General features: G+C 34.3%; 32 protein-coding genes. 6 read left to right on the top strand and 26 right to left on the bottom strand.

From position 1 onward, the window contains the following. Positions 1 to 315: 315 nt before the first annotated feature. The 22 genes from ssb to ACQKMD_RS10960 all read right to left on the bottom strand — a co-directional run bounded on the left by ssb (position 316) and on the right by ACQKMD_RS10960 (position 10715). Positions 316 to 807, bottom strand: coding sequence for a single-stranded DNA-binding protein (gene ssb, locus ACQKMD_RS11065; RefSeq protein ID WP_427752016.1), 492 nt, complete (start codon positions 805 to 807; stop codon positions 316 to 318). Positions 808 to 818: 11 nt separating this feature from the next. Further along, complete coding sequence (locus ACQKMD_RS11060) at positions 819 to 1079, bottom strand: hypothetical protein (RefSeq protein ID WP_427752014.1); 261 nt, start codon at positions 1077 to 1079, stop codon at positions 819 to 821. Between the two features lie 36 nt (positions 1080 to 1115). Then, positions 1116 to 1310 carry a hypothetical protein gene (locus ACQKMD_RS11055; RefSeq protein WP_427752012.1) on the bottom strand — a complete coding sequence of 65 codons (195 nt, stop codon included), beginning with the start codon at positions 1308 to 1310 and terminating at the stop codon, positions 1116 to 1118. A 195-nt stretch (positions 1311 to 1505) separates the two neighbouring features. Further along, positions 1506 to 1952 carry a hypothetical protein gene (locus ACQKMD_RS11050; RefSeq protein WP_427752010.1) on the bottom strand — a complete coding sequence of 149 codons (447 nt, stop codon included), beginning with the start codon at positions 1950 to 1952 and terminating at the stop codon, positions 1506 to 1508. Next, positions 1952 to 2161: a hypothetical protein gene (locus tag ACQKMD_RS11045; RefSeq protein WP_427752009.1), complete on the bottom strand. Its 210-nt coding sequence runs from the start codon at positions 2159 to 2161 to the stop codon at positions 1952 to 1954. The genes ACQKMD_RS11050 and ACQKMD_RS11045 overlap by 1 nt, the downstream gene beginning before the upstream one ends. After that, positions 2158 to 2502 (bottom strand): hypothetical protein, encoded by a 345-nt coding sequence (locus tag ACQKMD_RS11040; protein ID WP_427752007.1) that lies wholly within the window; start codon positions 2500 to 2502, stop codon positions 2158 to 2160. Before ACQKMD_RS11040 ends, ACQKMD_RS11045 begins: the two co-directional genes overlap by 4 nt. Further along, on the bottom strand, positions 2499 to 2696 hold the full coding sequence (locus tag ACQKMD_RS11035; RefSeq protein ID WP_427752005.1) for a hypothetical protein: 198 nt from the start codon (positions 2694 to 2696) through the stop codon (positions 2499 to 2501). Before ACQKMD_RS11035 ends, ACQKMD_RS11040 begins: the two co-directional genes overlap by 4 nt. Further along, a complete protein-coding gene (locus ACQKMD_RS11030; RefSeq protein ID WP_427752004.1) occupies positions 2693 to 2887 on the bottom strand; it encodes a hypothetical protein in 195 nt (64 codons plus the stop codon). The genes ACQKMD_RS11035 and ACQKMD_RS11030 overlap by 4 nt, the downstream gene beginning before the upstream one ends. Beyond that, positions 2853 to 2981, bottom strand: coding sequence for a hypothetical protein (locus ACQKMD_RS11025; protein ID WP_427752002.1), 129 nt, complete (start codon positions 2979 to 2981; stop codon positions 2853 to 2855). The genes ACQKMD_RS11030 and ACQKMD_RS11025 overlap by 35 nt, the downstream gene beginning before the upstream one ends. After that, on the bottom strand, positions 2982 to 3863 hold the full coding sequence (locus tag ACQKMD_RS11020; RefSeq protein ID WP_427752000.1) for an ATP-binding protein: 882 nt from the start codon (positions 3861 to 3863) through the stop codon (positions 2982 to 2984). It lies immediately after the preceding gene. Next, complete coding sequence (locus tag ACQKMD_RS11015) at positions 3802 to 4782, bottom strand: DnaD domain-containing protein (RefSeq protein ID WP_427751998.1); 981 nt, start codon at positions 4780 to 4782, stop codon at positions 3802 to 3804. Before ACQKMD_RS11015 ends, ACQKMD_RS11020 begins: the two co-directional genes overlap by 62 nt. Positions 4783 to 4794: 12 nt before the next feature. Further along, entirely contained in the window at positions 4795 to 5025 is a 231-nt protein-coding gene (locus ACQKMD_RS11010) for a hypothetical protein (RefSeq protein WP_427751996.1), read from the bottom strand. Between the two features lie 75 nt (positions 5026 to 5100). Further along, positions 5101 to 5919: a recombination protein RecT gene (gene recT, locus ACQKMD_RS11005; protein WP_427751994.1), complete on the bottom strand. Its 819-nt coding sequence runs from the start codon at positions 5917 to 5919 to the stop codon at positions 5101 to 5103. A gap of 16 nt (positions 5920 to 5935) precedes the next feature. Beyond that, positions 5936 to 6871 (bottom strand): YqaJ viral recombinase family protein, encoded by a 936-nt coding sequence (locus tag ACQKMD_RS11000; protein WP_427751992.1) that lies wholly within the window; start codon positions 6869 to 6871, stop codon positions 5936 to 5938. A gap of 78 nt (positions 6872 to 6949) precedes the next feature. Next, positions 6950 to 7135 carry a hypothetical protein gene (locus ACQKMD_RS10995; protein ID WP_427751991.1) on the bottom strand — a complete coding sequence of 62 codons (186 nt, stop codon included), beginning with the start codon at positions 7133 to 7135 and terminating at the stop codon, positions 6950 to 6952. A 141-nt stretch (positions 7136 to 7276) separates the two neighbouring features. Next, positions 7277 to 7615: a RyR domain-containing protein gene (locus ACQKMD_RS10990; RefSeq protein ID WP_427751989.1), complete on the bottom strand. Its 339-nt coding sequence runs from the start codon at positions 7613 to 7615 to the stop codon at positions 7277 to 7279. Between the two features lie 225 nt (positions 7616 to 7840). Further along, complete coding sequence (locus ACQKMD_RS10985; protein ID WP_427751987.1) at positions 7841 to 8104, bottom strand: hypothetical protein; 264 nt, start codon at positions 8102 to 8104, stop codon at positions 7841 to 7843. Next, a complete protein-coding gene (locus tag ACQKMD_RS10980; protein WP_427751985.1) occupies positions 8101 to 8628 on the bottom strand; it encodes a hypothetical protein in 528 nt (175 codons plus the stop codon). Before ACQKMD_RS10980 ends, ACQKMD_RS10985 begins: the two co-directional genes overlap by 4 nt. Before the next feature lie 110 nt (positions 8629 to 8738). Continuing rightward, a complete protein-coding gene (locus ACQKMD_RS10975) occupies positions 8739 to 9017 on the bottom strand; it encodes a hypothetical protein (protein WP_427751983.1) in 279 nt (92 codons plus the stop codon). A 16-nt stretch (positions 9018 to 9033) separates the two neighbouring features. Continuing rightward, positions 9034 to 9870 carry a phage antirepressor N-terminal domain-containing protein gene (locus ACQKMD_RS10970; RefSeq protein ID WP_427751982.1) on the bottom strand — a complete coding sequence of 279 codons (837 nt, stop codon included), beginning with the start codon at positions 9868 to 9870 and terminating at the stop codon, positions 9034 to 9036. 189 nt (positions 9871 to 10059) lie between these two features. After that, on the bottom strand, positions 10060 to 10338 hold the full coding sequence (locus ACQKMD_RS10965) for a helix-turn-helix domain-containing protein (RefSeq protein WP_427751980.1): 279 nt from the start codon (positions 10336 to 10338) through the stop codon (positions 10060 to 10062). 149 nt (positions 10339 to 10487) lie between these two features. After that, positions 10488 to 10715: a helix-turn-helix transcriptional regulator gene (locus tag ACQKMD_RS10960; RefSeq protein WP_427751978.1), complete on the bottom strand. Its 228-nt coding sequence runs from the start codon at positions 10713 to 10715 to the stop codon at positions 10488 to 10490. Between the two features lie 162 nt (positions 10716 to 10877). Between ACQKMD_RS10960 and ACQKMD_RS10955 the strand changes: the two genes are divergently transcribed. The 6 genes from ACQKMD_RS10955 (at position 10878) to ACQKMD_RS10930 (ending at position 17340) form a co-directional block, all read left to right on the top strand. Next, a complete protein-coding gene (locus tag ACQKMD_RS10955; protein WP_427751976.1) occupies positions 10878 to 11231 on the top strand; it encodes a helix-turn-helix domain-containing protein in 354 nt (117 codons plus the stop codon). 274 nt (positions 11232 to 11505) lie between these two features. Beyond that, complete coding sequence (locus ACQKMD_RS10950; protein WP_427751974.1) at positions 11506 to 12603, top strand: type I restriction endonuclease; 1098 nt, start codon at positions 11506 to 11508, stop codon at positions 12601 to 12603. A gap of 308 nt (positions 12604 to 12911) precedes the next feature. Further along, complete coding sequence (locus ACQKMD_RS10945; protein ID WP_427751972.1) at positions 12912 to 14138, top strand: hypothetical protein; 1227 nt, start codon at positions 12912 to 12914, stop codon at positions 14136 to 14138. Between the two features lie 21 nt (positions 14139 to 14159). Then, entirely contained in the window at positions 14160 to 15527 is a 1368-nt protein-coding gene (locus tag ACQKMD_RS10940) for a hypothetical protein (protein ID WP_427751970.1), read from the top strand. A 74-nt stretch (positions 15528 to 15601) separates the two neighbouring features. Beyond that, positions 15602 to 16081 (top strand): ImmA/IrrE family metallo-endopeptidase, encoded by a 480-nt coding sequence (locus ACQKMD_RS10935; RefSeq protein ID WP_427751969.1) that lies wholly within the window; start codon positions 15602 to 15604, stop codon positions 16079 to 16081. A gap of 104 nt (positions 16082 to 16185) precedes the next feature. Continuing rightward, positions 16186 to 17340, top strand: coding sequence for a tyrosine-type recombinase/integrase (locus tag ACQKMD_RS10930; RefSeq protein WP_427751967.1), 1155 nt, complete (start codon positions 16186 to 16188; stop codon positions 17338 to 17340). 98 nt (positions 17341 to 17438) lie between these two features. Here ACQKMD_RS10930 and ACQKMD_RS10925 read toward each other — a convergent pair whose 3' ends face one another. From ACQKMD_RS10925 to ACQKMD_RS10910, 4 genes are all read right to left on the bottom strand, one after another. Then, the gene (locus ACQKMD_RS10925; protein WP_427752146.1) at positions 17439 to 18704 is read right to left on the bottom strand and encodes a MutS-related protein; all 1266 of its coding nucleotides are present in this window, start codon (positions 18702 to 18704) and stop codon (positions 17439 to 17441) included. A gap of 217 nt (positions 18705 to 18921) precedes the next feature. Continuing rightward, complete coding sequence (locus ACQKMD_RS10920; RefSeq protein ID WP_427751965.1) at positions 18922 to 19176, bottom strand: hypothetical protein; 255 nt, start codon at positions 19174 to 19176, stop codon at positions 18922 to 18924. A gap of 375 nt (positions 19177 to 19551) precedes the next feature. Next, positions 19552 to 19938 (bottom strand): hypothetical protein, encoded by a 387-nt coding sequence (locus ACQKMD_RS10915; RefSeq protein WP_427751963.1) that lies wholly within the window; start codon positions 19936 to 19938, stop codon positions 19552 to 19554. A 404-nt stretch (positions 19939 to 20342) separates the two neighbouring features. Further along, positions 20343 to 20771, bottom strand: coding sequence for an HIT family protein (locus ACQKMD_RS10910; RefSeq protein WP_427751961.1), 429 nt, complete (start codon positions 20769 to 20771; stop codon positions 20343 to 20345). Between the last annotated feature and the right edge of the window lie 109 nt (positions 20772 to 20880).

Raw genomic sequence — 20880 nt, 5'->3', positions numbered from 1 at the left:
AACCAATCTATGATAAGCGCAGTCCTCGCAAGGCTTAATATCTTTAGCGATAATAGAACATGCTACGTGATACAATGTTGACATTTTATCGTCTTCTAATTTATGACAAGATACATGGTGTAAAGGTATTTCATAATTGCAAACTCCACATTTACTATCCATCTTCATTCCCCTTTCCTGTTTCGCTCAATGTTCGTGATGTGTACTAAAGCTTTTTAACCTTATCCGCAAATACATAAGAACATCCTGTTAATACACCTATAAACCACCCTAGTAAAAATAAAAATGTTTCATTCACTATTCTTCTTATCCTCCTTAAAACGGCAAATCTGAATCATCCACTTGAATCTGTCCATTTGCTTGAGAAAACGGTTCATCATTCACCTGTGTTTGCTGTTGGTTATTCGTTCCATATTGCCCCTGTGGTGCATTTTGCTGTTGCGATTGAGCATTTGTATTACTTTGTCCGTTCGAACTGTCCTGTACCCCTCTAGGCTCTAAAAACTGAACGCTATCTGCAACAACCTCAGTTGTGTAAATACGTTTGCCGTCTTGGCCCTCATACGAGCCTGTTTGAATACGTCCTTCGATTCCTGCAAGACTGCCCTTCTTTAAGAAGTTCGCTGTATTCTCAGCCTGTTTACGCCAAACAACGATATTGATGAAGTCTGCTTGTTTTTCTCCGTCAACGTCTTTGAAAGTACGATTGACCGCTAATGTAAAACGTGCAACTGCCACTCCACTTTGGCTATATCTAAGTTCAGGATCCTTTGTTAACCGTCCAACTAATATCGCTCTGTTTATCATTTGTTTTCCCCCTAGCTGATTTGCTCCTGGTATTCCTCTTGCCAATCTCGAACTGGAAAAGTCATTGCGACGTAATAACCTTCGCTTTTCAGTTGTGCGATGTATTCCGGTATATCTGGAGTAACAACTGTTGCACCACCGTTGTATCTTGATACCATTTCAACGTACTGCGTATATTTCTTAACTGACTGTTGTTTACTATGATTCACTTTCGTTCGTTTAACTCTCGCTGCAGGATTATCGACTAAAATACCGTTTCTTTTCATGTTCATTGGTTAGCCTCCTTAGTTATTCGCTCTCACTTCCGATTAACTAGCATCAAAGCTCATTTCAAATTGTTTTCCGCATCCATCATCAAACTCATCATCGCAAGTTAAAATATAAGTTTTGCCACATTCGTCTTTATCTTCCTCTAGCCATTCTTCACCGCAATATGGACATTTTACTTGGGTTGATAAAACTGATACTTCCGTATCTTCATAGGTACGATATATTCTTTTCATCTTCATCCTCCTAATTTTCCACCGCACGCTTAACCACCAATGCGCTACGTATAACCTCGTAATCTAGCAACTCAATTGGATCACCTTCAATTTTGATAATTCCCAATTTTCTTAATTCAGAGAGTACATGTTTTGGCATTTGATTTGTTTTGTGGTCATCAGTTAGCCTCCTTCGCTTTATGTTCGGGATGTGCTTTAAATTGCTTCAAAATACTCGGCGCTGATATTTCGTCTAAATACTTTTCTAAGACCCTTTAAAGTGCCTGAATAATAGATACCATCTTCCTGAATGTCTTTATCTGCGTATCCTTTAGAACATAAATCTTCCCATTCATCATCGATATTCTTCCCACTGAAATAATAATTTCTGTATGGCTTTTTAGAGTAATCTAAACCAAATGCGTGTATAAGCTTTCCAATTTGATGATCTGACAAATTCATTGCCTTTTTACCATCTTCTGTTACTCGGAAATAAGCCATATTCTCTTCCCACCCTGGATGCTTAGTAGCAAAACCTTCTTTAACTAAGTCGTTCCAGTTTTGATTATTGGCTTCTGTATAAAATCTATTTCCATTTCTTAAAGCATGTCCCATATCGATGAGCTGATATTTATTCAATTGCTTTTTTGATCGCTCTCCCATCACGCCACACGCTCCTTCACTTCTGAATATTGCACCGTATAACCGTCACACTTGCCGTATAAACCTATTTTGTTATGATACATAGCTAATATGTCTTGATGCTCGTCTACGTTGTAGGTAAACGTTTTACGCTTTATCACACCATCTACAAACCACCCGATAACGCTGTATGGTGTTTGTCCGTCAAATCCGATGTATGTTGGTTTCATAATCTGTTCACCCCTTGGATTTTTATTTTTAAAATTGACAATGCATCACGGATGCCCTCAATATAACCATCTTTGTACACACCTTTTTCTGATATGTTTAACGGCCTTCTTCTTTCTCCTTCCCATTCGTTAAGCGCATAATTGTATTGTTGGGCTAAGTTCTCTTCTGGCGTTTGCTCGACTTCGTAATCATTAAAATAGCCTTTCACCGCTAGAACCTGTTCATCCTTACCTAAAGTTGAGTTCATTAAGTAATCGATAATCGACCATTCATCCGTGTAACCCTTTACGTAGTTAATTCTCTCCGCAACATCTTTACTAACCTTCACTTTTCCGCTCATTTGGACACCTCTTTCTTTATCTCATGTAATGCAAAGAAGCATTCTTGCCCTGCAATTTCTAGTATTTGTAGCGCTTGGCGAGGATCAAATCTTTCATCTTCAACTAGCGTAGTTAATCCAGATACAATCATTTGAGTCCCCAAACTTTTAGGCAAGAACTCATGAAAGTCATTACGACTCATTTGTTCGCTCATTTCCCAATCACCTCATCACTTGTGATTTCTTTTGTTTCTGTAATTCCCCAAGATGCATCTTCGAGAACTTTTAACTTTTCGAAGTCGTTTAAGTCATCGTAATTACCGCCCCAGTGGAACAATTCGTTTTCAAAATTATGTTGTTGCATTTCAAATTCAACAGTCACTTTTAACGTCAGTTTTCTTTTCATTACTTAATCCCTCCAATGTGATTAATACTTCATTCCGCAACTGCTGCAACTCCACCGCCAGCTGTGAGTACTCTGTTTGTAGTTGTTCAAGCATTTAGTTGCCTCCGAACAATATCTTTTCAATATCTGCGTTTTCCTGTTTGCTTTCTAAATCTCGAACTGACTCTTCAGGTATGAAAATTTCATAACACATCTTGCGTATGCGGCTACTAACACGTTCACCTGGATATAATTCATCAAGTTCATCTATCGTTCGATTTGACGTAAGTAACACTGGTTTTTTCTGTTCAAGTCGATAATCGATAATATCGAATAGTGTACGCTCTGCAAAATCACTTGGCTTTTCTACAGCGATATCATCAATAATCAATACATCAACATCTTTGAATGCTGCAGTAACTTCTAGTTCCGATACCTCTGATTTTTTATTGAATGTTTTCTGAATCTCTTTAAATAAGTTTTGAGCCTTTACAAATGCAACGCTGATACCATGTTCTTTAACCAAGGCGTTAGCTAAACTAGATACTAGTCTCGTTTTGCCTGAGCCTTTAATATCACTGTAGAAATACATGCCTTTTCCGATTTCAGCCATCTGCTTATAATTAACCACATAATTACCTGCAGCTTTTTTAGCTAAACGAGCTGTATCTTTACTGTCCTTTTGCTTATAGGCATCTAGGTCAAAGGAGTTGAGCGATAGTCCTTGAAATATTTTTGGTATTCCTGCTAACTTTAGCTTTTTATTTATTTCAATTTGTCGCATACGTTGTTCGTAACATTGGCATTTTTCTCGCCATTCATCTTGTTCTAATCTTGTGTGTCGCTTAGACCAATCTTTAATTTGAATCCAGCCTGTACCATCACATTTAAAGTGAGGGCATTTATCAGACGGTATTGTAAGAATTTCAATAGGATTAGATGCCAGCGATTTTCTTACGTCGTTCATTCTCTTCTTGAATTCTGGATTGCTGTTCATGTAACCCTCCAGATGTTTTCCGATTGGCTCCATTGTTTTCACCTCGTTTTCGATGTGTTTCTAAATCATGTATCGTTTTGATATTTGCACGTTTCCAAGAATTTAAGATGCCTTCAAAGTATTTGATAGGTTTTGTAACCTTTTCAGTTCTGATAGTTTCTTTCATTGCTTCGACTGCTAAATCAGCTGGATGTTGGTCATAGATCATGCCAAGCTCTTCTGATTTAAATTGAGTGATTGGAGCAATATTGTTTTGAAATAGATTAATGATTTTAGAGAAATGATAATCTGTCAACTTGCCGATTGACGGTTCTCTTTCTTGTTGTTGTTGTTGTTGTTGTTCTTCTTCTCTTTCTTCTTCTTGTTCTTCTTCTTTTTCTTCTTCTTTTTCTTCTTCTTTTTCTTCTTCTTCCCCCAGGTCTATGCATGGACTATCCATAGGGTATTGATACGGTATCGAACCATTGGTATTACTAGGTTCTAATACTTTTGATTCAGAGTTGTCATTTAACTGTATTGATACGGTATCGATACGGTATCCGTACTGTTCTAAAGAGGTAAGATATTCATTCACAAATGGTTTATGTTTTACCTCAAGCAACTCTTTTTCGATACACTTTTTAACCTTTGGTGAATTAATAAAGTTGTATCGAGCCCAATTATTTATCATGATTTCTTTTGTTGGTACGTGATAAGAAATTTTTCCGTAGTCTACGAATCGTTGTAGTAATTTTTCTACTGTTTCTCGGTTGTAACCTGAATGCATTTCAATCACTCGGTACGGCAATTCGTAGATGCCACATTGAGTTGTTTTTCCATTGGTCATTAGGTACAAATAGAAGTATTTTTCTTCTGGTGTTAGGTCTAGAACAAATGAATCATCCCAGAATGTTGTGTGTACTTGTCTGTATTTAGCCATGATGTACCCCCTTTACTCGTATTCGTGAATATCTACGCTATGGCCCATCGCATCTATTTCCAACGAAAGGCACTCTAAACATATCCAATGCTGTCGTGAAGTAAGATTAACGTTCACTGTCATTTCTCCATTAATAGACATTGCAGTAGGTTTTACCATTAAGAAACTTTTCTCTTCATCACAATAAGTGCAGCATTCCGGAGCTTTTTCTTTAGTTAAAAATTGTTCTTCAATTATGTTCATTTGCTTTCCCCCTATGGAATAAAAATCATCTTGCCAGTAGCTTTTGAAAAGAAGGGGATTACTCCCCGTCTCTTACTAAACTTCTTGTACCGACTCTGAATTAGCTTCGATAATTTCATCAGGTGCTTGTACAAACAAATCATCATCAGGAGTTACATCTTTAATGTTGCGACCTACACCCTCGTCATGAGCAATTTGCTCTTGTGTCTCGACACTAATCGGCAAGTATTTCCACATGTGGCGAACTACTGTTTTCTTAGCCATTTCTTCATAGTCAGAAGACCATGGAGAGTAACTTGAATTAGCTGATTTAGAACGTCCTTTACGCTTCTCAATATCTGCTTTTGACATGAACTCAAATTGATGACCGCCGTCTTTGAAGTGGGCAGCTGCATAAGCACCAATGAATGCTCCTTTGTCCTGTGACATAGTAGGGATATGCTTCAATTTTGGTTCAAGGCCTAATTCATAATCGAACGTGTCGTTTTCATATACCGCATGAGCGTAAATAGATTGAATATGACCACTACGACGCGCTAGGTCTATCATTCCTTTGTATCCGATGATAAATTGAACTTCTGTGATGCCTTTTTTGTTATTTTTGAATGGTAGTAAGTAGCACTGACCTAGTAACCCAGGTTCTAAGCCAAGTTGTGCAGCTTGCATCACTGCCCCTAATAAACTCGATACATCAGCTTCTCGTAATGTTGGAGTGGTGCGAATAGTTGTCATTGTTAGACGAGTTAAACGGTCCACACTCATATGTTTTGGTAATGCTTCTGCCATTGCTGGGGCCATTTGTTTTAAATAGTCCTCGATTGTTTTCGGTTTTTGTTGAGATGTTGCAGGTGCCTTCTGTTTCATTTGCTCTTTTAATTCGTTGTTAGTTGCCATAATAAAATTCCTCCTATTAGTTCACTTTTTTATATCCAAATTTGCGGTAGCTTGATTGCTTCGTATATTTCTTAAAAATGTTTGGTAATTCCTCACGTAACAGCTTGGAATCGATTCGATTTTGATTGATTGTCTTGTATGTCAATCTATAGTTCTCTGTGACGCCCTCTGATGCTGTTTCCAGTGACATTTTAAGCTGATTGGTATATTTCTTTTCCAACTCTTCAAGACCCTTAATTTCAGCCTTAACGTTCTCTAAAGCATCGATGATTTTTTCTTTATCTGTATCTAACATAACAACTTCATCAGGATTTTCTGTGTAACGTTTTGATATGAATTCGACAGCTGCATCAGATCCATCAATTTCTGGCGGAACTTCAGCGAGAACATGGTTTTCCCAAAAGTATTTTTCACGCTCAATCATGATTTCAATGAGCTCTTCATCACGCTCAATTTCCTTCCAAACAAACTTATTACCACCGATTAATACTGCAATATAGGCTTTTTCGAACCCTGTAACCGCCATATAGTGTTGCACCTGGCATAAATAAGCTGCAGGTATCTCATCACCTTCCCAGTCGTCAGTTTTATATGCTGAAGTTGTTTTGCATTCTAGGAATGCCTTTTCACCAACAACCACACGATCTAGGTTAGCTGTCATGAATTGATGTTCTTTATGACGTAGCATTTGGTTCTTTTTACGAACCTTCTTTCCTGTACGTTCTTGAAATTCTTTGGCCACAACATCCTCTAAGACATTGCCCCAATAGATAAATTCGTTGTTCGATTCTTCTTTGTAATCGCCTGTTTTTTCAAGGTATAGTTGGAACGGAGATTTCCATTTGTTGAAGCCTAGGATAACGGCAGCATCACTACCGCCGATTCCTGATCTTCGAACATCTAGCCATTCACCTCGTGACATTTCAGCGGTATTTGCAAATGATTCAAACATGCGTGTTCTCTCCCTCTGTGATATAATCACCTTAATTAAATTTCTTTGTTGTAGGACCACTTTCGCAGAGTGGTCTTTTTATATGCCTTCTGCAACTCCTTCAACTAATAGATGCTCTCCTAAACAACTCGTCCCGCAATATATGTCACCTTCAAATGTGACACCTTCGCCACTGTAAACTGATTCTCGACAATGTTCACAATCACATATTGGTGTTGCGTAAGAATTAAACTGATAAGATTCATCAGTAGATAGTAATGTCATTCTTTTCACCTGCCTTTATTTAATCTGATGGTTGAATCCCATCAAGAAGCGTACAAGTTGCTACTGCTCTCGAATTCAGTTTTTAGCATATTTTTGTGCGCTTCTTGACGAGAGCCAAGGCTCTCAGTCACTTTGTTGGTATTAAGATTTAAAAGAATCGAAAACCGATTTAAATAAGGAATCTTTTGTACGTTGAAACTTCGGAAGTTCTTCGTATCGTTTAATACAAGGGTGAGTTTTCAATTCAGGATTCTTTTCCTTTCCGTAAACCCAACCTTCTTCAAGTTTTTGCTTCAACCAATTTTCATGAGACATTTCCGGGGTTACATCATTTTCTAAGTGATATTTAACCCCATTGATTGCACTTGATTTTTGCCATTCTGGAGCTTCCTCCCAAGTTGGTTGAGAAAAATCGTTTTGACTTTCGCAATACGATTTGTTTACGTTGTGGCAAATTTTCGCTATTAAATCTATGTTCATAATTAATTCCTCTTTTCTGTTTTATTTATTTTTCAACTACTTAACATTCGTGTTATAATAAATCTGCATATTAGAAATCAGTCGATTAACTTGTCAGAGTTAATCGGCTTTTTTATGCCCATAATCCAATTGCTCCGATAATGGCCATCAATGCTGTTGCTCCGTAAAACCAAACCTTGTCCGACCAGTGCGCTTCATCTCCCAAAAAGTAGTTGTTGAGTTTCTTCATCTTGCTGGAACCAAATCCAATCTAACCCCTCTTGCACTCATCGTATTTACTACTTCCTGTAATTTATCGCGATTCCGTCTGTAGCTTTCTAACCTTTGCAATTCCTGAAGTGATGCAATTACATCCTTAACTGTTCGTGCTGCAGCGCCATAATCACCTAATGTTGTATGCACTTTTATTTCTATCAGCAAATCTTCGATGCAATCGTGCTCTCTTTGTGCGGCTAAATAATCCTGCGGTTTGAAGTTATCTTTTTTCATTGCAACCACCCTCTCGCTTTCCAACGCGGTTCGTTCAATCGAATACGCTTTTTCCTAGAAATTCCGTAATCATTTTCTAACTGCATTAATAAATTTTCTGCGAATATTGTTGCTTCAAGAACCTCGTCGTATATAGCTTCCACTTCTTGCATTTCATTCTTATCTAATGCACCTGGTGGCTTCGTAAGGATAATGTTTTGTGCCGCTTGGATCGCCTCATTCATTTCCCTGACTGCATTTGCAGCCAAGGATAATCTGTGACGTTCGATGTTTTTACCTCGAAGTACAGGGGTAGTTAGTCCACTTGTAAAAGCACGCATCAGATCTGCCATATACTCTGAGTTTTCATAAGTTTGTATAGATGACTGTGCTATATCTCTTTGCATAGCTCTGCGACCATTTTTCAGATGACTGACCATTTGTGGACTTAGTTTAATATCTAATGCCAACTGTTCATTTGTTAGGTTTTCGTTTTCGATTAAGTTCTGTAATGCCTTGCTTGCGTCTGCTGATTTTTCTAGCATGATAAACACCCCTAATTTGTATTGGTATAAATTACATAAATACTAGTTAACTTGGTAAGATGTATATAAGAAAAGACGAACTTGTCCAAACGCCTGCCAACGTTTTTTAGTTATTCTAGTTCGTCAATAATTTCTAAGATTGCTTTTTCTACGGGTTCATAAATCCAGTAGCGTTTACCACGTTCGCCAACACGTCTTTCGTGTTGTTTAACACGTGGATCATGTAAAATATGTCGTTCTAATGATGATGGTGACATGCATGTAATGCGCTTTAATTCATCTATGTCGCATAGAAGCAAGCGCGGTCTAGTGTAATCTCGAACCATATTATCCAGTGACCGTTGTACCATTTCCTTATCAACTGCAATTTCGATTTGTGCTAAGTTCAATTGATATCACCTGCCTTTATGCGATTTCTGTTGCATTCACTTGATATTTGATTGCCATTTCTTTGACAATCGCTAAATAAATTTCAGTCAATCTTGTATCTTCTGCAATAACATCGATCTTTGAAACTTTACTAATTTTAGATTTAGGAACACCGTTTAAAGCCATTTCTTTTTTACGGTTATTGACACGGACTTCTAATTTACAGCGCCCACGTTGTTCAAGTACTTCATAGCTTTCGTTGCGAACATTCCGGAATTCTTCAAAGCCACCTCGTGTTTGTCCAATTCGATTTAATATTGTCGTTACTTTGGAACGCCATTCAGCTGGGTTGAGTAAAAGGATGTTAGAGATGTTCTCTTGTTTTTCTTCTGTAGCCTGCATTCGGTGTTCTACATCTTTAATTCGCTTGTCATGCTCAATCATTTGTTGAATTTGCATTTGCATGATTTCCAAAGGCGATGACGGTTGTTTTGGTATAAACGCTTGAGCTAAAACATCTTTTGCTTTTAGTTGATATTCAACAAGATTTCTTGCTGTCCAAGGAGCTTCGTTCCGCATTTTTGGGGTGATTGATATCTTTGCTAACCACAATGGCAGAAAGTCTAATTCAATGCATTGAATCTCTTGCAAGCCTCCATTTGTAGGGAGGGTCAAATTTCGCCCTCCTTTCGATAGAACTAAATCTTCTTGAACTTTTTTTCGTTCATGTTTAGTTTGATCACGTGTAAGACCGATACCTTCACAGATCCATTTAACTGCTGCGAAAACTTTTCCGTCTTGTGTTTTAGCTACCATGACTTCTGCGCCGTTAAAATTAACTAATTGTTGTTCGATTACTTTTAATTCATTCATTTTGCATTCCTCCTATTCGCTATATTTCCATTAAAACAAATTACTGTTTTTGCATTTTTGTATTTTTATGGAATGTCAACATCATTCAACGTGGTACTTTTTTAACTAATAATCAAATTAAGGTACGTCATTTCCACTCAAGTTCGATAAAAATTGGAAAATCCAGCAATGTACGTGTCAAGTGTTTTTTTATAAATCTGGAAATAATTCAAGAAACGGTGTTTCAAGAACTTCTTCCAATTGAATTGAAATATCAATACTAGGATTCGTTTTACCTAACTCTAATTGACTAATCATCGCCGCTGAACAACCGATAATCTCACCAAGTTGCTTTTGAGTAAATCTTCTTGTTTTACGTTCGAGGATTAATCTTTCGCGATTTGAACCTTTTACATTTCGAAAATCATCTGACGGATACGGTTGCTTACGCTTTTTCTTTCTTTTGCGTTTTTCCATGCTCCAACCCAATTTGCTTCACTCCTTTGTTTTCTCTCACACCCACCAGTAAAGATTCTAGGTCATGTCGTTGGATATTGCTGTCGCTCGGGATTTAATTGGTCCGTCGTGGCGTACTCCGCTTTTCGAATGTTTATTGCTGGGTGCGAGTTGATTCTTTTTTAAGCCAGTTGTTTTTGTGTCAATTCGTTACATTCATTATCAAAAAAAATAGTCCAACTAAAATTTAATACCTTAGATATATCCATAGCTACTTGAACACTTGGTGTTCGTTTACCTTGCTCAATCATTGTGTAATAAGAACGTTCGATGTGCGCACGTTCTGCGACATCTTGTTGCGTCATGCTTTTTTCAAAGCGGATTTCTTTTAGCCATTTTCTAGGTGTCATGTTTTCACCGCCTTTCTTTGATGTGTCGTTTCGTTACATTAACAATAGTATCAATTCGTTACATTGTCAACTATTTTATAAAAAACCGTGTCATTTCGATACAAACAATGAAAAGTAACATACCGTTACGTTAAAATATAACTATAGAGAGGAGTGTCATATATGCTAGGCTCTCGCTTAATTTATCTACGAAAACAAAAAGGGAAAACTCAACAAGATATAGCAAAAGTTATAGGGATTACTCGCCCAGCCTATACGGCATACGAAACGGGAAAGAGAAATCCTGATTACGATACACTCGAAAAAATTGCGGATTATTACGACGTCTCAACCGACTACCTACTCGGCCGTTCAGACTCGCCCACTCTATCACCAATCGATAAGGACGAAGAAGAGTTCCAGGCATTTGCGAATAGTCCAGACTTACAGAAGTGGTATAAAGAATTACCTAAGTCTCCGGAAGAGGATTTAAAACTTCTGAGGGCTATGTGGGAGACTATCAAGAAAAGTCGCTAACTTTCAGTAAGACTACCGGGTTTTACTGAACGATATCCACTGTATTGTTTTTATCAAGGCGTTGCTTCACGTTTCTTATTTCATATAAAATTATTGTGAAAATAAAACAATTACGTACTAACTTAGAATCCACTTATCAAATTGGGTATTCAGGGTTTTAGCTATGCTAAAACCCTTGATTTATACACTCTTAATAGTCATATTTACTCATTATATTTTTACTAAGTAAATGCTAAAAAATTTAATTTTTTCAAATTAACTAGGAGGTAATGGGATGGAAAAGTTTTCAGAACAACTAAGAGGTTTAGTAAAGCGGATTGAGACATTAAAGGATTCAATTACTACTGAAGAAGCAACGAAGACTGCGATAGTTATGCCATTTTTCCAAATATTAGGTTACGATGTGTTTAATCCCTTAGAGTTCAGTCCTGAATTCACTGCTGACGTAGGAATTAAAAAGGGTGAAAAAGTAGATTATGCAATTCTTTCCGATGGTGTACCTCTTATCCTAATCGAGTGCAAAAGCATTACTGAAAACTTAACTAAGCATGACTCACAACTATTCAGATACTTTGGAACAACTTCTTCTAAATTTAGTATTCTCACAAACGGAATCGAATATAAATTCTTTACCGACTTAGAAGAAACAAACAAAATGGATACAACACCTTTTTTCACTTTCAATATCTTGGACATTCGTGATACTCATATTCAAGAAATCGCTAAATTTAGAAAAGAAAGTTTCGACATTGAAAATATTACGAGTACTGCCTCAGAATTAAAGTACTTAAATGCATTAAAATCCTATTTATCTATACAATTTGAAACTCCAGACGAGGAATTTGTTAAATATCTTGTAAATCAAATATATGATGGATTAAAAACAAAACCCTTGTTAGAAAAATTTACGCCTATTATTGAAAAGGGACTAAAACAAATCATAACCGAAAAAGTGAACGATAAATTAAATGCTGCTCTAAAATCCACTGGCGACAGCAAAGTACAAGTAACAATTAATCCAGAAATTGATGCAGCACCTAGTGCTGAAAAAAATGAAGATGATGGAATTGTTACTACTCCAGAAGAACTTGAGTCTTACTCTATTGTCAAAGTAGTCTTAAAAGATACAATTTCACCTGATCGAATATTCTATCGTGATAACCGTAGTTACTTCAATATTATGATTGATAACAACATACGTAGATGGATTGTCCGTGTCTATTTTGAAAAAAATCGCAACTACATCATGTTAAATGATGCTCCTACAGATAAAGAACGCACGATTTTGGAGTTCAAACAACCCATTGATTTAGTAGATTATAAAGATAAACTTATCGAAACGGTAAGTCAGTACGTTGTAGTAAATAACTAAAGCAGAACAAAGAGTCGCCCAATTCCAAGGGCGAGTTTATATGCGGGAGATGTGGGAGACGATTAAGAAGAATAAATAAAAAGGACACGGAGACGTGTCCTAAAAAATTGATTTTAATTGTAAAATTTTATCATTTAAGGAGTTATTTTAATCTACTTTTTTCGAGTTTGCATAAGTATTTTGTATCATTTCATTATAACTAAGAAATTCAACAATCTACCTTATCTTTTTAAATGGCAACATACTTAAAATTAGGTATTAATAATAATAACTTTTATACATAAGTATATGAAGGGCGGATAGATAATATGGTTACAAATATACCAACTAAAGAAAAACAGGAAATTAAAAATGAAATTTCTTATAAAATACAAAGGTTAGTAATAAATGAAGTAAAGCCAGTAGATAATGCTATACCTGAGGTAAATTATAGTCCGGTTTTTAACGGGGAACATTTAAAAAATGAAATACATTTATTTTTTGAAAACCATATAAATAATATTATCATGAATAAAAAGACTCGAAATGGTCGATTTAAAAATGATGTTTCAACAATTTTAAATTCAATAGAACATTTACTTAGTCTTAAAAATAACCCTATTCCGAATGATAGTGAAGAAATACCAGAAACACTTTCAGAAGATGAAAAATTATTTTATTATCATTCAAAAAAAGTCACCGATCAATTAGCTAAAAGTATTAATAAAAATGTAAAAAAACCTTTCTTACTGGTAATCTTACATTTTAATCACGAAGTATATGGAGAAATAATTGCAATTATTAAAATGGAAAGAATATTTGGCGTTCAATTCTCGCGTCAAGAACTTCATGTACAAATTGATATGCTTCCTGACAAAGAAAGAGACCTTCAAAAATGTACAATAATTTTCAAAAACAAGTTGATTAATTTGCCAGTAAACTCTAATTTCCGTGAAAATAATAATCAAAATGATCATCATACTAAGATTCTCGATAGACAAGACTTAGCGATATCGCAATATTTCATGACTTCTTTCCTAGATAATATTATCATTACTTTAGATAAAGAAAATACTCAACTAGCTACTCAATTTATTACTTCTGAGTTAGAAAAATACGTATCTGAAGGGTGTACGAAAAAAAACATTAAAGATTATATCGACAATAAAATGCAAGAAAGGACACACACTTCAATTGAAACCATTGTAGAAGATTTGATAAATAATACTAACTTCGTAAATAGAGATACTATCCAAATAGCTAACCAAGACTCTGAATCATTAAGCGCTCTAATATACAGTCAAATGCTAAATGCCAATCCATCAGCTCAGCAGACTTTTACAGCGGATCCTAATTATATTGAAAAGAAAGTTATAAAAGATATAAAAAGTTCTGGTAAGGAGCTGAAAATAAGTATAGCTCAGACCATTATCAACAAGGGTGTTGTAAAGTACGACTACAAAGATGATGAAGAATTAAATTCAGAGGAATGGATGAAAATTGCTATAAGTAAAGCTATAATAGATGATGATGATAATGATGACGATGAGGAATAAATAATAGAGGGGATGTTAGAAATGCATGAATTGTTCGATTATTTAAATCTAGTTTCAACTAATGAAACCATTGAAGAAGAAATTATGATTTCGACATCCCCTTCTCTTGAATTAAAATATACTTTAGAATATACATTGAACTCAACTAACACTGAATACTCTCAAATACCTACTTCTATTTTTAACAATGAAAAATTATTAATCTACGCTGATTCATCAATAAAGAAAAATAAAGAAGAATTCTTAGAAGTCTTTAAAAGTGGTTTTGATATTGATGTAAGAATAATCTTTAATCAAGAATTGAATACTAATGATCCTGTAATAAGCTTTTTTAATGCAAAAAGCCTGAATATCTTTTTAAGTAAATTCTTAAAACTAAATATTACACAATTAGAAAACCTTAAATACAAAATTAATATTAATATTCACAATGCCCCTTCAAAGATAAAACTTAAAGATTCTTCTCTTTTCATATTAAATATTAATAATCAAGAAGAATTAGATTCTGAAACAAAGGAATTTATTACTAGATTTAAAAATAAAAAAGTTATCACTGCATTAATACCTGACATCCTAAATATAGAAGAGTTTGACAATGGCGATATTTTCCCTATAAAAGATACAATTAAATCCATATTAGAATTACTTTCCAATTCTCCTGAGCAAAAAAATTATTACTTTATTGGCAAATATGAATTAAATCTAACTTATAATAAAAATTTGTCTTCCACTAACAGTATTAATATTTTTCATCAATTAAAAGAGACATTTAACTATATCTATTCTGATAATAGAGCTGCTGATCAAAAATTGACTTTTTATAAAAAGGTAATTTGTGAGTTCTATAAAAAAGATACCTCTATTGAATTAAATGATTTAACAGATGATAATTTCTTTCAAGAGGTTCTAAAAGAGACGATATATATTTATGATGCATACGAAGACGGAGAAATTTCTATTTTTTTAAAAGAGAAAAAAGAAATTATCAAAGAATACCTTTCTATATCAAAAGAGATATTACAGACAACAAATGATTATAGAGATACTTTAATTAAAAATGTTATAGCAGTTATAGCTATTTTTATGGGGAACTACATTTTGAAAATTCCAACCTCCAATAATATTATATATGGTATGATTATAATTTATTTACTTATATTGATATTACTAACGAGTATCCAGGACACGCTACAAGTATCTAATTTCAACCAGCGTAAAAAGATTATTATTAAACACTTTAATTTTGTAAATAACGAATCAATTGTTCTACATAAAGAATCAGCTAACATGTTAGAAAAAGAACTACGCTTATTAAAATTTTTAATTGGTTTTTCAATCTTAGTTTACTCCGTTTTCCTAATAATGTTTTTAGTATTAATGATAGACTAACCCCACTTCCATTCAGTGGGGTTTTGCTTTATACTAAAACAGAACATTAGTTCTACACCGAAAGGACTAGATTTATGAAACCATATAGTTACAGTCACCTAGAGGACTACGTTAAATCTTTCTACGCAAAACTACATATTTATCAACCAACAGATTTAAACATGCTTCAAATCGCTAAAGAGTTACATATCAAAGTCTTTTACTGGCCAAATGGTAGCCAGGCACTATTTTTTGAGCAAACGGGTTACATTTTCTTAAATAACGAACTATCAGCTCAACAACAATGGCAGGACTTCACACACGAGCTCTGTCATGTTCTGTTGCATAGTGGTAATCAAATGCACCTCCATCCCCTATTTCTTGAATATCAAGAATATAAGGCGCAAAATTTTGCCCTTCATGCTGCTATACCCACTTTCATGTTGGATGAACTATATCGAATACATAAGTATCGTTTAAGCGTATGGATGATACAAGAGATGTTTAATGTCGAAGAAAATTTTGCAAAAAAAAGGTTAATTCAGTACGCAGAGAAATTGAAATGTATTAGTTAATGGATATCAATATACAGTAATATATGTTGTTATTAATTAGAGGGGGTGTTGTTTATAGCCAACCCTGTCCGAACGCCTGCCAACGTTTGAAAGGAAAAGATAATATGGCTAAACCAAAATTAATAAAAACTGCTAAAGATAAAGATTTATTCTGGTATAAGGATACCGGTGGAAAGAAAAAATACGCTTACCGTTATCGTTATTACAATACGTTGGGTGAGCGTAAAGAAAAGAGTAAACAAGGTTTTGATTCTGAGAAGAAAGCCTTGCAAGCACTAACTAAGTTGAAAGCTCAGGTATTAGATGGAAATTTGCAACAAGTTGAAAATGAAGATATGACAATTGCAGCCTGGTGTGATATTTGGCTTGAATTTAAAAAAAGCGATTGGAAACCTACTACTTTAATACTTAACAAAGGCGCCGTGAAAAATCATATTAAACCTATGCTTGGAAATCAGAAACTAAATCAACTTGATAAGATTACTTATAAGCGTATTTTCATTGAGCCTTTATTCAAAAAATATAAGCCACTATCTGTATTGTCGTACCACCGCACTTTTGTAGCAATGGTTAACGCTGCAGTAGATGCAGAAATATTACAACGGAATCGATTTACTAATATTTCTTTTAAAGAGGACGAAAAAGAGGTTGAAAATGTAATTAGCGCAAGTCAACTCAATCAATTACTTAGATATGCAAAAACAAGGAATGAGTTACAATACACAATCATCTATTTATTAGCATTTACTGGAATTCGGTGTGGCGAAGCGTGCGGGCTAACCTGGAAGGATGTTAATTTTAAAACTGGTGAAGTTACTATCAATAAAACAAGAGATTATCTTGGAGTGCGATCACCAAAGACACGCAATAGTTACAGAGTATTAAAAGTGGATGACGATGTGTTAGAAATGCTAAAAAAGTATAAATTAACAGCGAAAAAAACACATTTAATGTTTGGACATAAATTCAATGAAGAATCTTATATTTTTATTTCTTCTAATTTCGGTCGACCTATCAATACAACTGCTATCAGCAAAGCATTTAGAGTTGCAAGCGATAGACTTGGATTTAAGGTAAAAGCTCATACATTAAGACATACGTATGCTAGTTTGTTAATTAGTAGTGGAGTTGACGTTGTGACTGTTGCTAGCCGTTTAGGTGATACAACTGAAATGGTGTTTAAAGTTTATGCCCATGCGGTAGACGAAAATAAAAACCAAACAATTGAAACGTTCAAAAATGTGCTAGAAAACAACTGATTTTTTATTTTTCTATTCTTTTTGGGGGACTTTTTGGGGGACCTTCCCCAAAAATGACCTCTAAATACTGATAAATAAAGGTTTTTATAAAGTAGTCACTATATTTCAGCTATAAAGTAACTATCCCCATCTAAAACATTATCCTGAATTGCCATTGAGGTTACGATATAACTGGGTTTCATTGTCCAGTTTTCTGCTAACACTGTATTAATCGTTTGTGCGAAGATTGTATTAATAGCAATTGCCTTGATATACGTGGATTTCCCTGATGCATTAGACCCTGTAATGAGTGTACTCTTGCCGAGCTTAGATGTATTTGTCACCGGGTCTTTGATAAGTGGATGAAACATTTTTTTGAATGAAAGTTCCTCTTCCTCCACAAATTTAGGAATACAATATGTATTTAGTGAATTACGGTAAAACGCAACTGCTATCCCTGCATCGAGTTGCCCAATAAGTTGCCATAATTCACGGTATTCCGCTTTATGAGTTGAAATCGTTTTAATAATATTGTTATACGAAATAAAATCCAATAAAAATAATATTCGAATGTACTCAAAAATGATGTCAAAATCTCCGTTGCCTCTTCCAATAGAAGTAATATTGCTTAAAATTAAAACTTTTTTTATTGGCTGCACCTTGTGTTTGAACTCGTTTGAAAAAGTTGTAAATTCCGGATCTTTGACGGATGCAAAGCGTTTTCCAGTTTTAATGACAGCTGCTATGTACGATGTGGAATATAGATTATTCTCTAACACTGGTTTATTTTTATAATATACAAACAAGTTAATTAGAAATGATCCTACTAAACTTAGAATCCCGAACTTTAAGCTATAAAACATCAAAAAGATTGAAGCAAACGGCAACAAAGCAAGTAGCACATAAACGGTTACATATTTTATGTTACTTTGATCCTCATAAAAAAAGGAAGAAGAATTTGTATAATCTTGTTTTCCAAGCCCTGATAGTGTGAGTAGGATCTCTTCTCTTAATGCCTGATTGCTTTCCAGTAATGCGTAAAGTTTTTCTTTATCTTGTATATCTTCAATGGATGGATCAATATCTCGAAGCTGATTAAATAAATATTCTGACCCTACCGAACTTTGCGTGTAATTGATTTTTTTGAAAACAGTATTCATTGCTAAATCATCCCATGTCAACTGATCTATACCATTATATCTTGGTTCACTATTTTTTTTATTTTCCCAGTACATTGATATTGATTCTTCAGCTTCACTTCGTGCGTTAAACTGTCCTGTTTCCCATTCTTTCCTAAACTTTTTTAGTCTTTTCTTATTTTTCATTAAAAAATTATAGGCAAAGAAAACGATCACGACTATTATAAGAAACATTAATTTATTCACCAATATTATCACTCCTATTACTTTTAAATTGTGTACTACCAGCTGCTGCTCTTACATAGATACATAAAATTCATATTGCAAATCTAATAGATTAATATAGAGATTTAATTTGTATCCAGCCTAATGTGTAATTGCTTTACTCCCCGTTTCAGTAGACCTCTTTTTCAGGTACTAAATATTTCCCCGAAATCGTAATAGAATTGTCTTTAGTAGCAATTTACTTGCAGTTGTATGTGGTTTTATTGTTGATGACTTTACTTTTTTCTATCATTGTAATACTAGGTTGTACTGCCTTAGATTGAGCTATTTGAGATATTAAAATAGAAGTAGCTACGGCTGTGCAAATTAGAAGCCCTTTGATGGCAAAGTTAAAAGGACGTTTAATGGTATTATCACTTGCTTTTTTATGTAGCAAGTACGTAGATGTAGTGTGAAACTGTGTTTCTTCTGAATTAATCTTTGGAACTTTCATGTACATTTACCTCCGAAATTGTGACTCAGTTTTAAAAAATCTTACGAAATTATAGCAAAGATATATATACAGTATATACCACTTTAAACAAATATTTATTTTTAAATTTGTGAGTTACATTAACTTTATCCGAAGATGACTGCTGTTAAAACGACCTCCAACGATAACACAGCCTGAGAGCGTTCTTGTATTATTTTGATCAATTTTGTTCAAAATACTTTTTTTCAATTGCTGCTTTTAAAAAGCTTGGTTCAATTTTATACTCAAACTTTATTCAAATCTACAAATGCATACAAAAAAAGAACTGCTACTTCATGTTTGAAGTCGAAGTTCTTTTAGGAGTTATTCAACTTTTCAAGGAGGCTATATTTTCTCTCAACCAATAATTTTCTTCTTACTATAATAATGCCGGATTGATAAAGAAACAGCTACAATGATGATGATGAAGGCCAAACTTATACCTATAATAAAACGAACAGCAAAATTTGCTTCAGGATGTGCTAAATTATCCATGATGTTAATATAAATAGGGAAAAATAAAACGGTTCCAAAAATAGTTTGATACGGAATGATCCTACTAGTCTCATCAGTAAACACAATTCCATCTAGTATAAATAAAGTGAAAAATACAATACTAATAATAACGGCAACCATCACAAATTCACTATCCATATTAAAACTACCCATATCCATAACGTAAGCTAAATAAAATAAGACGAATCCTAAAAACGCCGAACTTACAATTTGCTTTACAAAATTCATCTTCTCACCCTCTCCCCAATAATTCACTATTATAATACGGCCTTATCACAAGTGTTGAACATACATCATTGCCACAACTAAAACTGCCATTCCCTCAGTTTATGACTTAATAAATGTAACAGTGTAAAAAACGGCTAACCACTACCACTCCTTCCATAAATGGTAATTATAACCTCTATTTGGTTGATTTTTTAATTGTTGAAAAATTATGCAAATTTAGTTTCTAAGTATGCAGCATTGTCAATTAATGCACGCTTTCTACACCGTATACTAGTCTATGCCCCAATGACTTTTTTGTGCCGAATCAGTCATTTACTCTTTTTCTTTAAGTCTATGTACCATTTTGTTGTTGATTTCCTAAAAAAAAGGAACTCCACTTGATTGGAACCCTTTTACATTAAGCATTATTTATTTATTTCACTACTAATGGCTTTAATTAGTTTTCTTTTAGTCACTATTAACTTCGATTTCTCTTCTATGTAGTTATCTTCACCTGTATAGAAAGTAGCGAATGACTGATCTTTGTATCTTGGTACAACGTGCATATGATAATGAGTTAATTCATTGAAAATGCCACCGTTTTGGCAAATGGTAATACCATCAGGGTTAAATAGTCTTTTTATTGCTTTAGATAAAAGCATAGATGCCTTCATTATTGCATTAGCAGTATTTTCATCAAGTTCTTCAACATCATAAATATGCTTTTTAGGCAATATTAAAACGTGGCCTTCGTTGTATGGGTCATGGTCCAAGAAACAACATATGTAATCATCCTCAAAAACAACATGAACTTGATCATTTTTATTAGCTAAACTACATCCTAAACAGTTCATTTTAATCTGCCTCCGGGACTGTCAATAGTTTTGTGTAAATGACAATCCAACCTTTTCTTGTAGATTATCACTTTTAGATTTTTAAGTGTTTTTGTTCGAAGGAATGATT

Source organism: Viridibacillus sp. NPDC096237 (assembly GCF_050278625.1).
Classification (GTDB): Bacteria; Bacillota; Bacilli; order Bacillales_A; family Planococcaceae; genus Viridibacillus.
This window is presented reverse-complemented; position numbering and strand designations above follow the sequence as displayed.

Bases quoted from the DNA above. Each gene is read 5' to 3' on its own strand.
- ACQKMD_RS10930 (WP_427751967.1), top strand. From the start codon at position 16,186: ATGGCTAAACCAAAATTAATAAAAACTGCTAAAGATAAAGATTTATTC.
- ACQKMD_RS10955 (WP_427751976.1), top strand. From the start codon at position 10,878: ATGCTAGGCTCTCGCTTAATTTATCTACGAAAACAAAAAGGGAAAACT.
- ACQKMD_RS10995 (WP_427751991.1), bottom strand. From the start codon at position 7,135: ATGACATTACTATCTACTGATGAATCTTATCAGTTTAATTCTTACGCA.
- ACQKMD_RS11055 (WP_427752012.1), bottom strand. From the start codon at position 1,310: ATGAAAAGAATATATCGTACCTATGAAGATACGGAAGTATCAGTTTTA.
- ACQKMD_RS10980 (WP_427751985.1), bottom strand. From the start codon at position 8,628: ATGCTAGAAAAATCAGCAGACGCAAGCAAGGCATTACAGAACTTAATC.
- ACQKMD_RS10940 (WP_427751970.1), top strand. From the start codon at position 14,160: ATGCATGAATTGTTCGATTATTTAAATCTAGTTTCAACTAATGAAACC.
- ACQKMD_RS10945 (WP_427751972.1), top strand. From the start codon at position 12,912: ATGGTTACAAATATACCAACTAAAGAAAAACAGGAAATTAAAAATGAA.
- ACQKMD_RS11010 (WP_427751996.1), bottom strand. From the start codon at position 5,025: ATGAACATAATTGAAGAACAATTTTTAACTAAAGAAAAAGCTCCGGAA.
- ACQKMD_RS11030 (WP_427752004.1), bottom strand. From the start codon at position 2,887: ATGAAAAGAAAACTGACGTTAAAAGTGACTGTTGAATTTGAAATGCAA.
- ACQKMD_RS10910 (WP_427751961.1), bottom strand. From the start codon at position 20,771: ATGAACTGTTTAGGATGTAGTTTAGCTAATAAAAATGATCAAGTTCAT.
- ACQKMD_RS11015 (WP_427751998.1), bottom strand. From the start codon at position 4,782: ATGGCTAAATACAGACAAGTACACACAACATTCTGGGATGATTCATTT.
- ACQKMD_RS11020 (WP_427752000.1), bottom strand. From the start codon at position 3,863: ATGAACAGCAATCCAGAATTCAAGAAGAGAATGAACGACGTAAGAAAA.
- ACQKMD_RS10915 (WP_427751963.1), bottom strand. From the start codon at position 19,938: ATGAATTTTGTAAAGCAAATTGTAAGTTCGGCGTTTTTAGGATTCGTC.
- ACQKMD_RS10970 (WP_427751982.1), bottom strand. From the start codon at position 9,870: ATGAATGAATTAAAAGTAATCGAACAACAATTAGTTAATTTTAACGGC.
- ACQKMD_RS11040 (WP_427752007.1), bottom strand. From the start codon at position 2,502: ATGAGCGGAAAAGTGAAGGTTAGTAAAGATGTTGCGGAGAGAATTAAC.
- ACQKMD_RS11045 (WP_427752009.1), bottom strand. From the start codon at position 2,161: ATGAAACCAACATACATCGGATTTGACGGACAAACACCATACAGCGTT.
- ACQKMD_RS11050 (WP_427752010.1), bottom strand. From the start codon at position 1,952: ATGGGAGAGCGATCAAAAAAGCAATTGAATAAATATCAGCTCATCGAT.
- ACQKMD_RS11035 (WP_427752005.1), bottom strand. From the start codon at position 2,696: ATGAGCGAACAAATGAGTCGTAATGACTTTCATGAGTTCTTGCCTAAA.
- ACQKMD_RS10920 (WP_427751965.1), bottom strand. From the start codon at position 19,176: ATGAAAGTTCCAAAGATTAATTCAGAAGAAACACAGTTTCACACTACA.
- ACQKMD_RS10950 (WP_427751974.1), top strand. From the start codon at position 11,506: ATGGAAAAGTTTTCAGAACAACTAAGAGGTTTAGTAAAGCGGATTGAG.
- ACQKMD_RS10960 (WP_427751978.1), bottom strand. From the start codon at position 10,715: ATGACACCTAGAAAATGGCTAAAAGAAATCCGCTTTGAAAAAAGCATG.
- ACQKMD_RS10985 (WP_427751987.1), bottom strand. From the start codon at position 8,104: ATGAAAAAAGATAACTTCAAACCGCAGGATTATTTAGCCGCACAAAGA.
- recT (WP_427751994.1), bottom strand. From the start codon at position 5,919: ATGGCAACTAACAACGAATTAAAAGAGCAAATGAAACAGAAGGCACCT.
- ssb (WP_427752016.1), bottom strand. From the start codon at position 807: ATGATAAACAGAGCGATATTAGTTGGACGGTTAACAAAGGATCCTGAA.
- ACQKMD_RS11000 (WP_427751992.1), bottom strand. From the start codon at position 6,871: ATGTTTGAATCATTTGCAAATACCGCTGAAATGTCACGAGGTGAATGG.
- ACQKMD_RS10990 (WP_427751989.1), bottom strand. From the start codon at position 7,615: ATGAACATAGATTTAATAGCGAAAATTTGCCACAACGTAAACAAATCG.
- ACQKMD_RS11025 (WP_427752002.1), bottom strand. From the start codon at position 2,981: ATGCTTGAACAACTACAAACAGAGTACTCACAGCTGGCGGTGGAGTTG.
- ACQKMD_RS11060 (WP_427752014.1), bottom strand. From the start codon at position 1,079: ATGAACATGAAAAGAAACGGTATTTTAGTCGATAATCCTGCAGCGAGA.
- ACQKMD_RS10935 (WP_427751969.1), top strand. From the start codon at position 15,602: ATGAAACCATATAGTTACAGTCACCTAGAGGACTACGTTAAATCTTTC.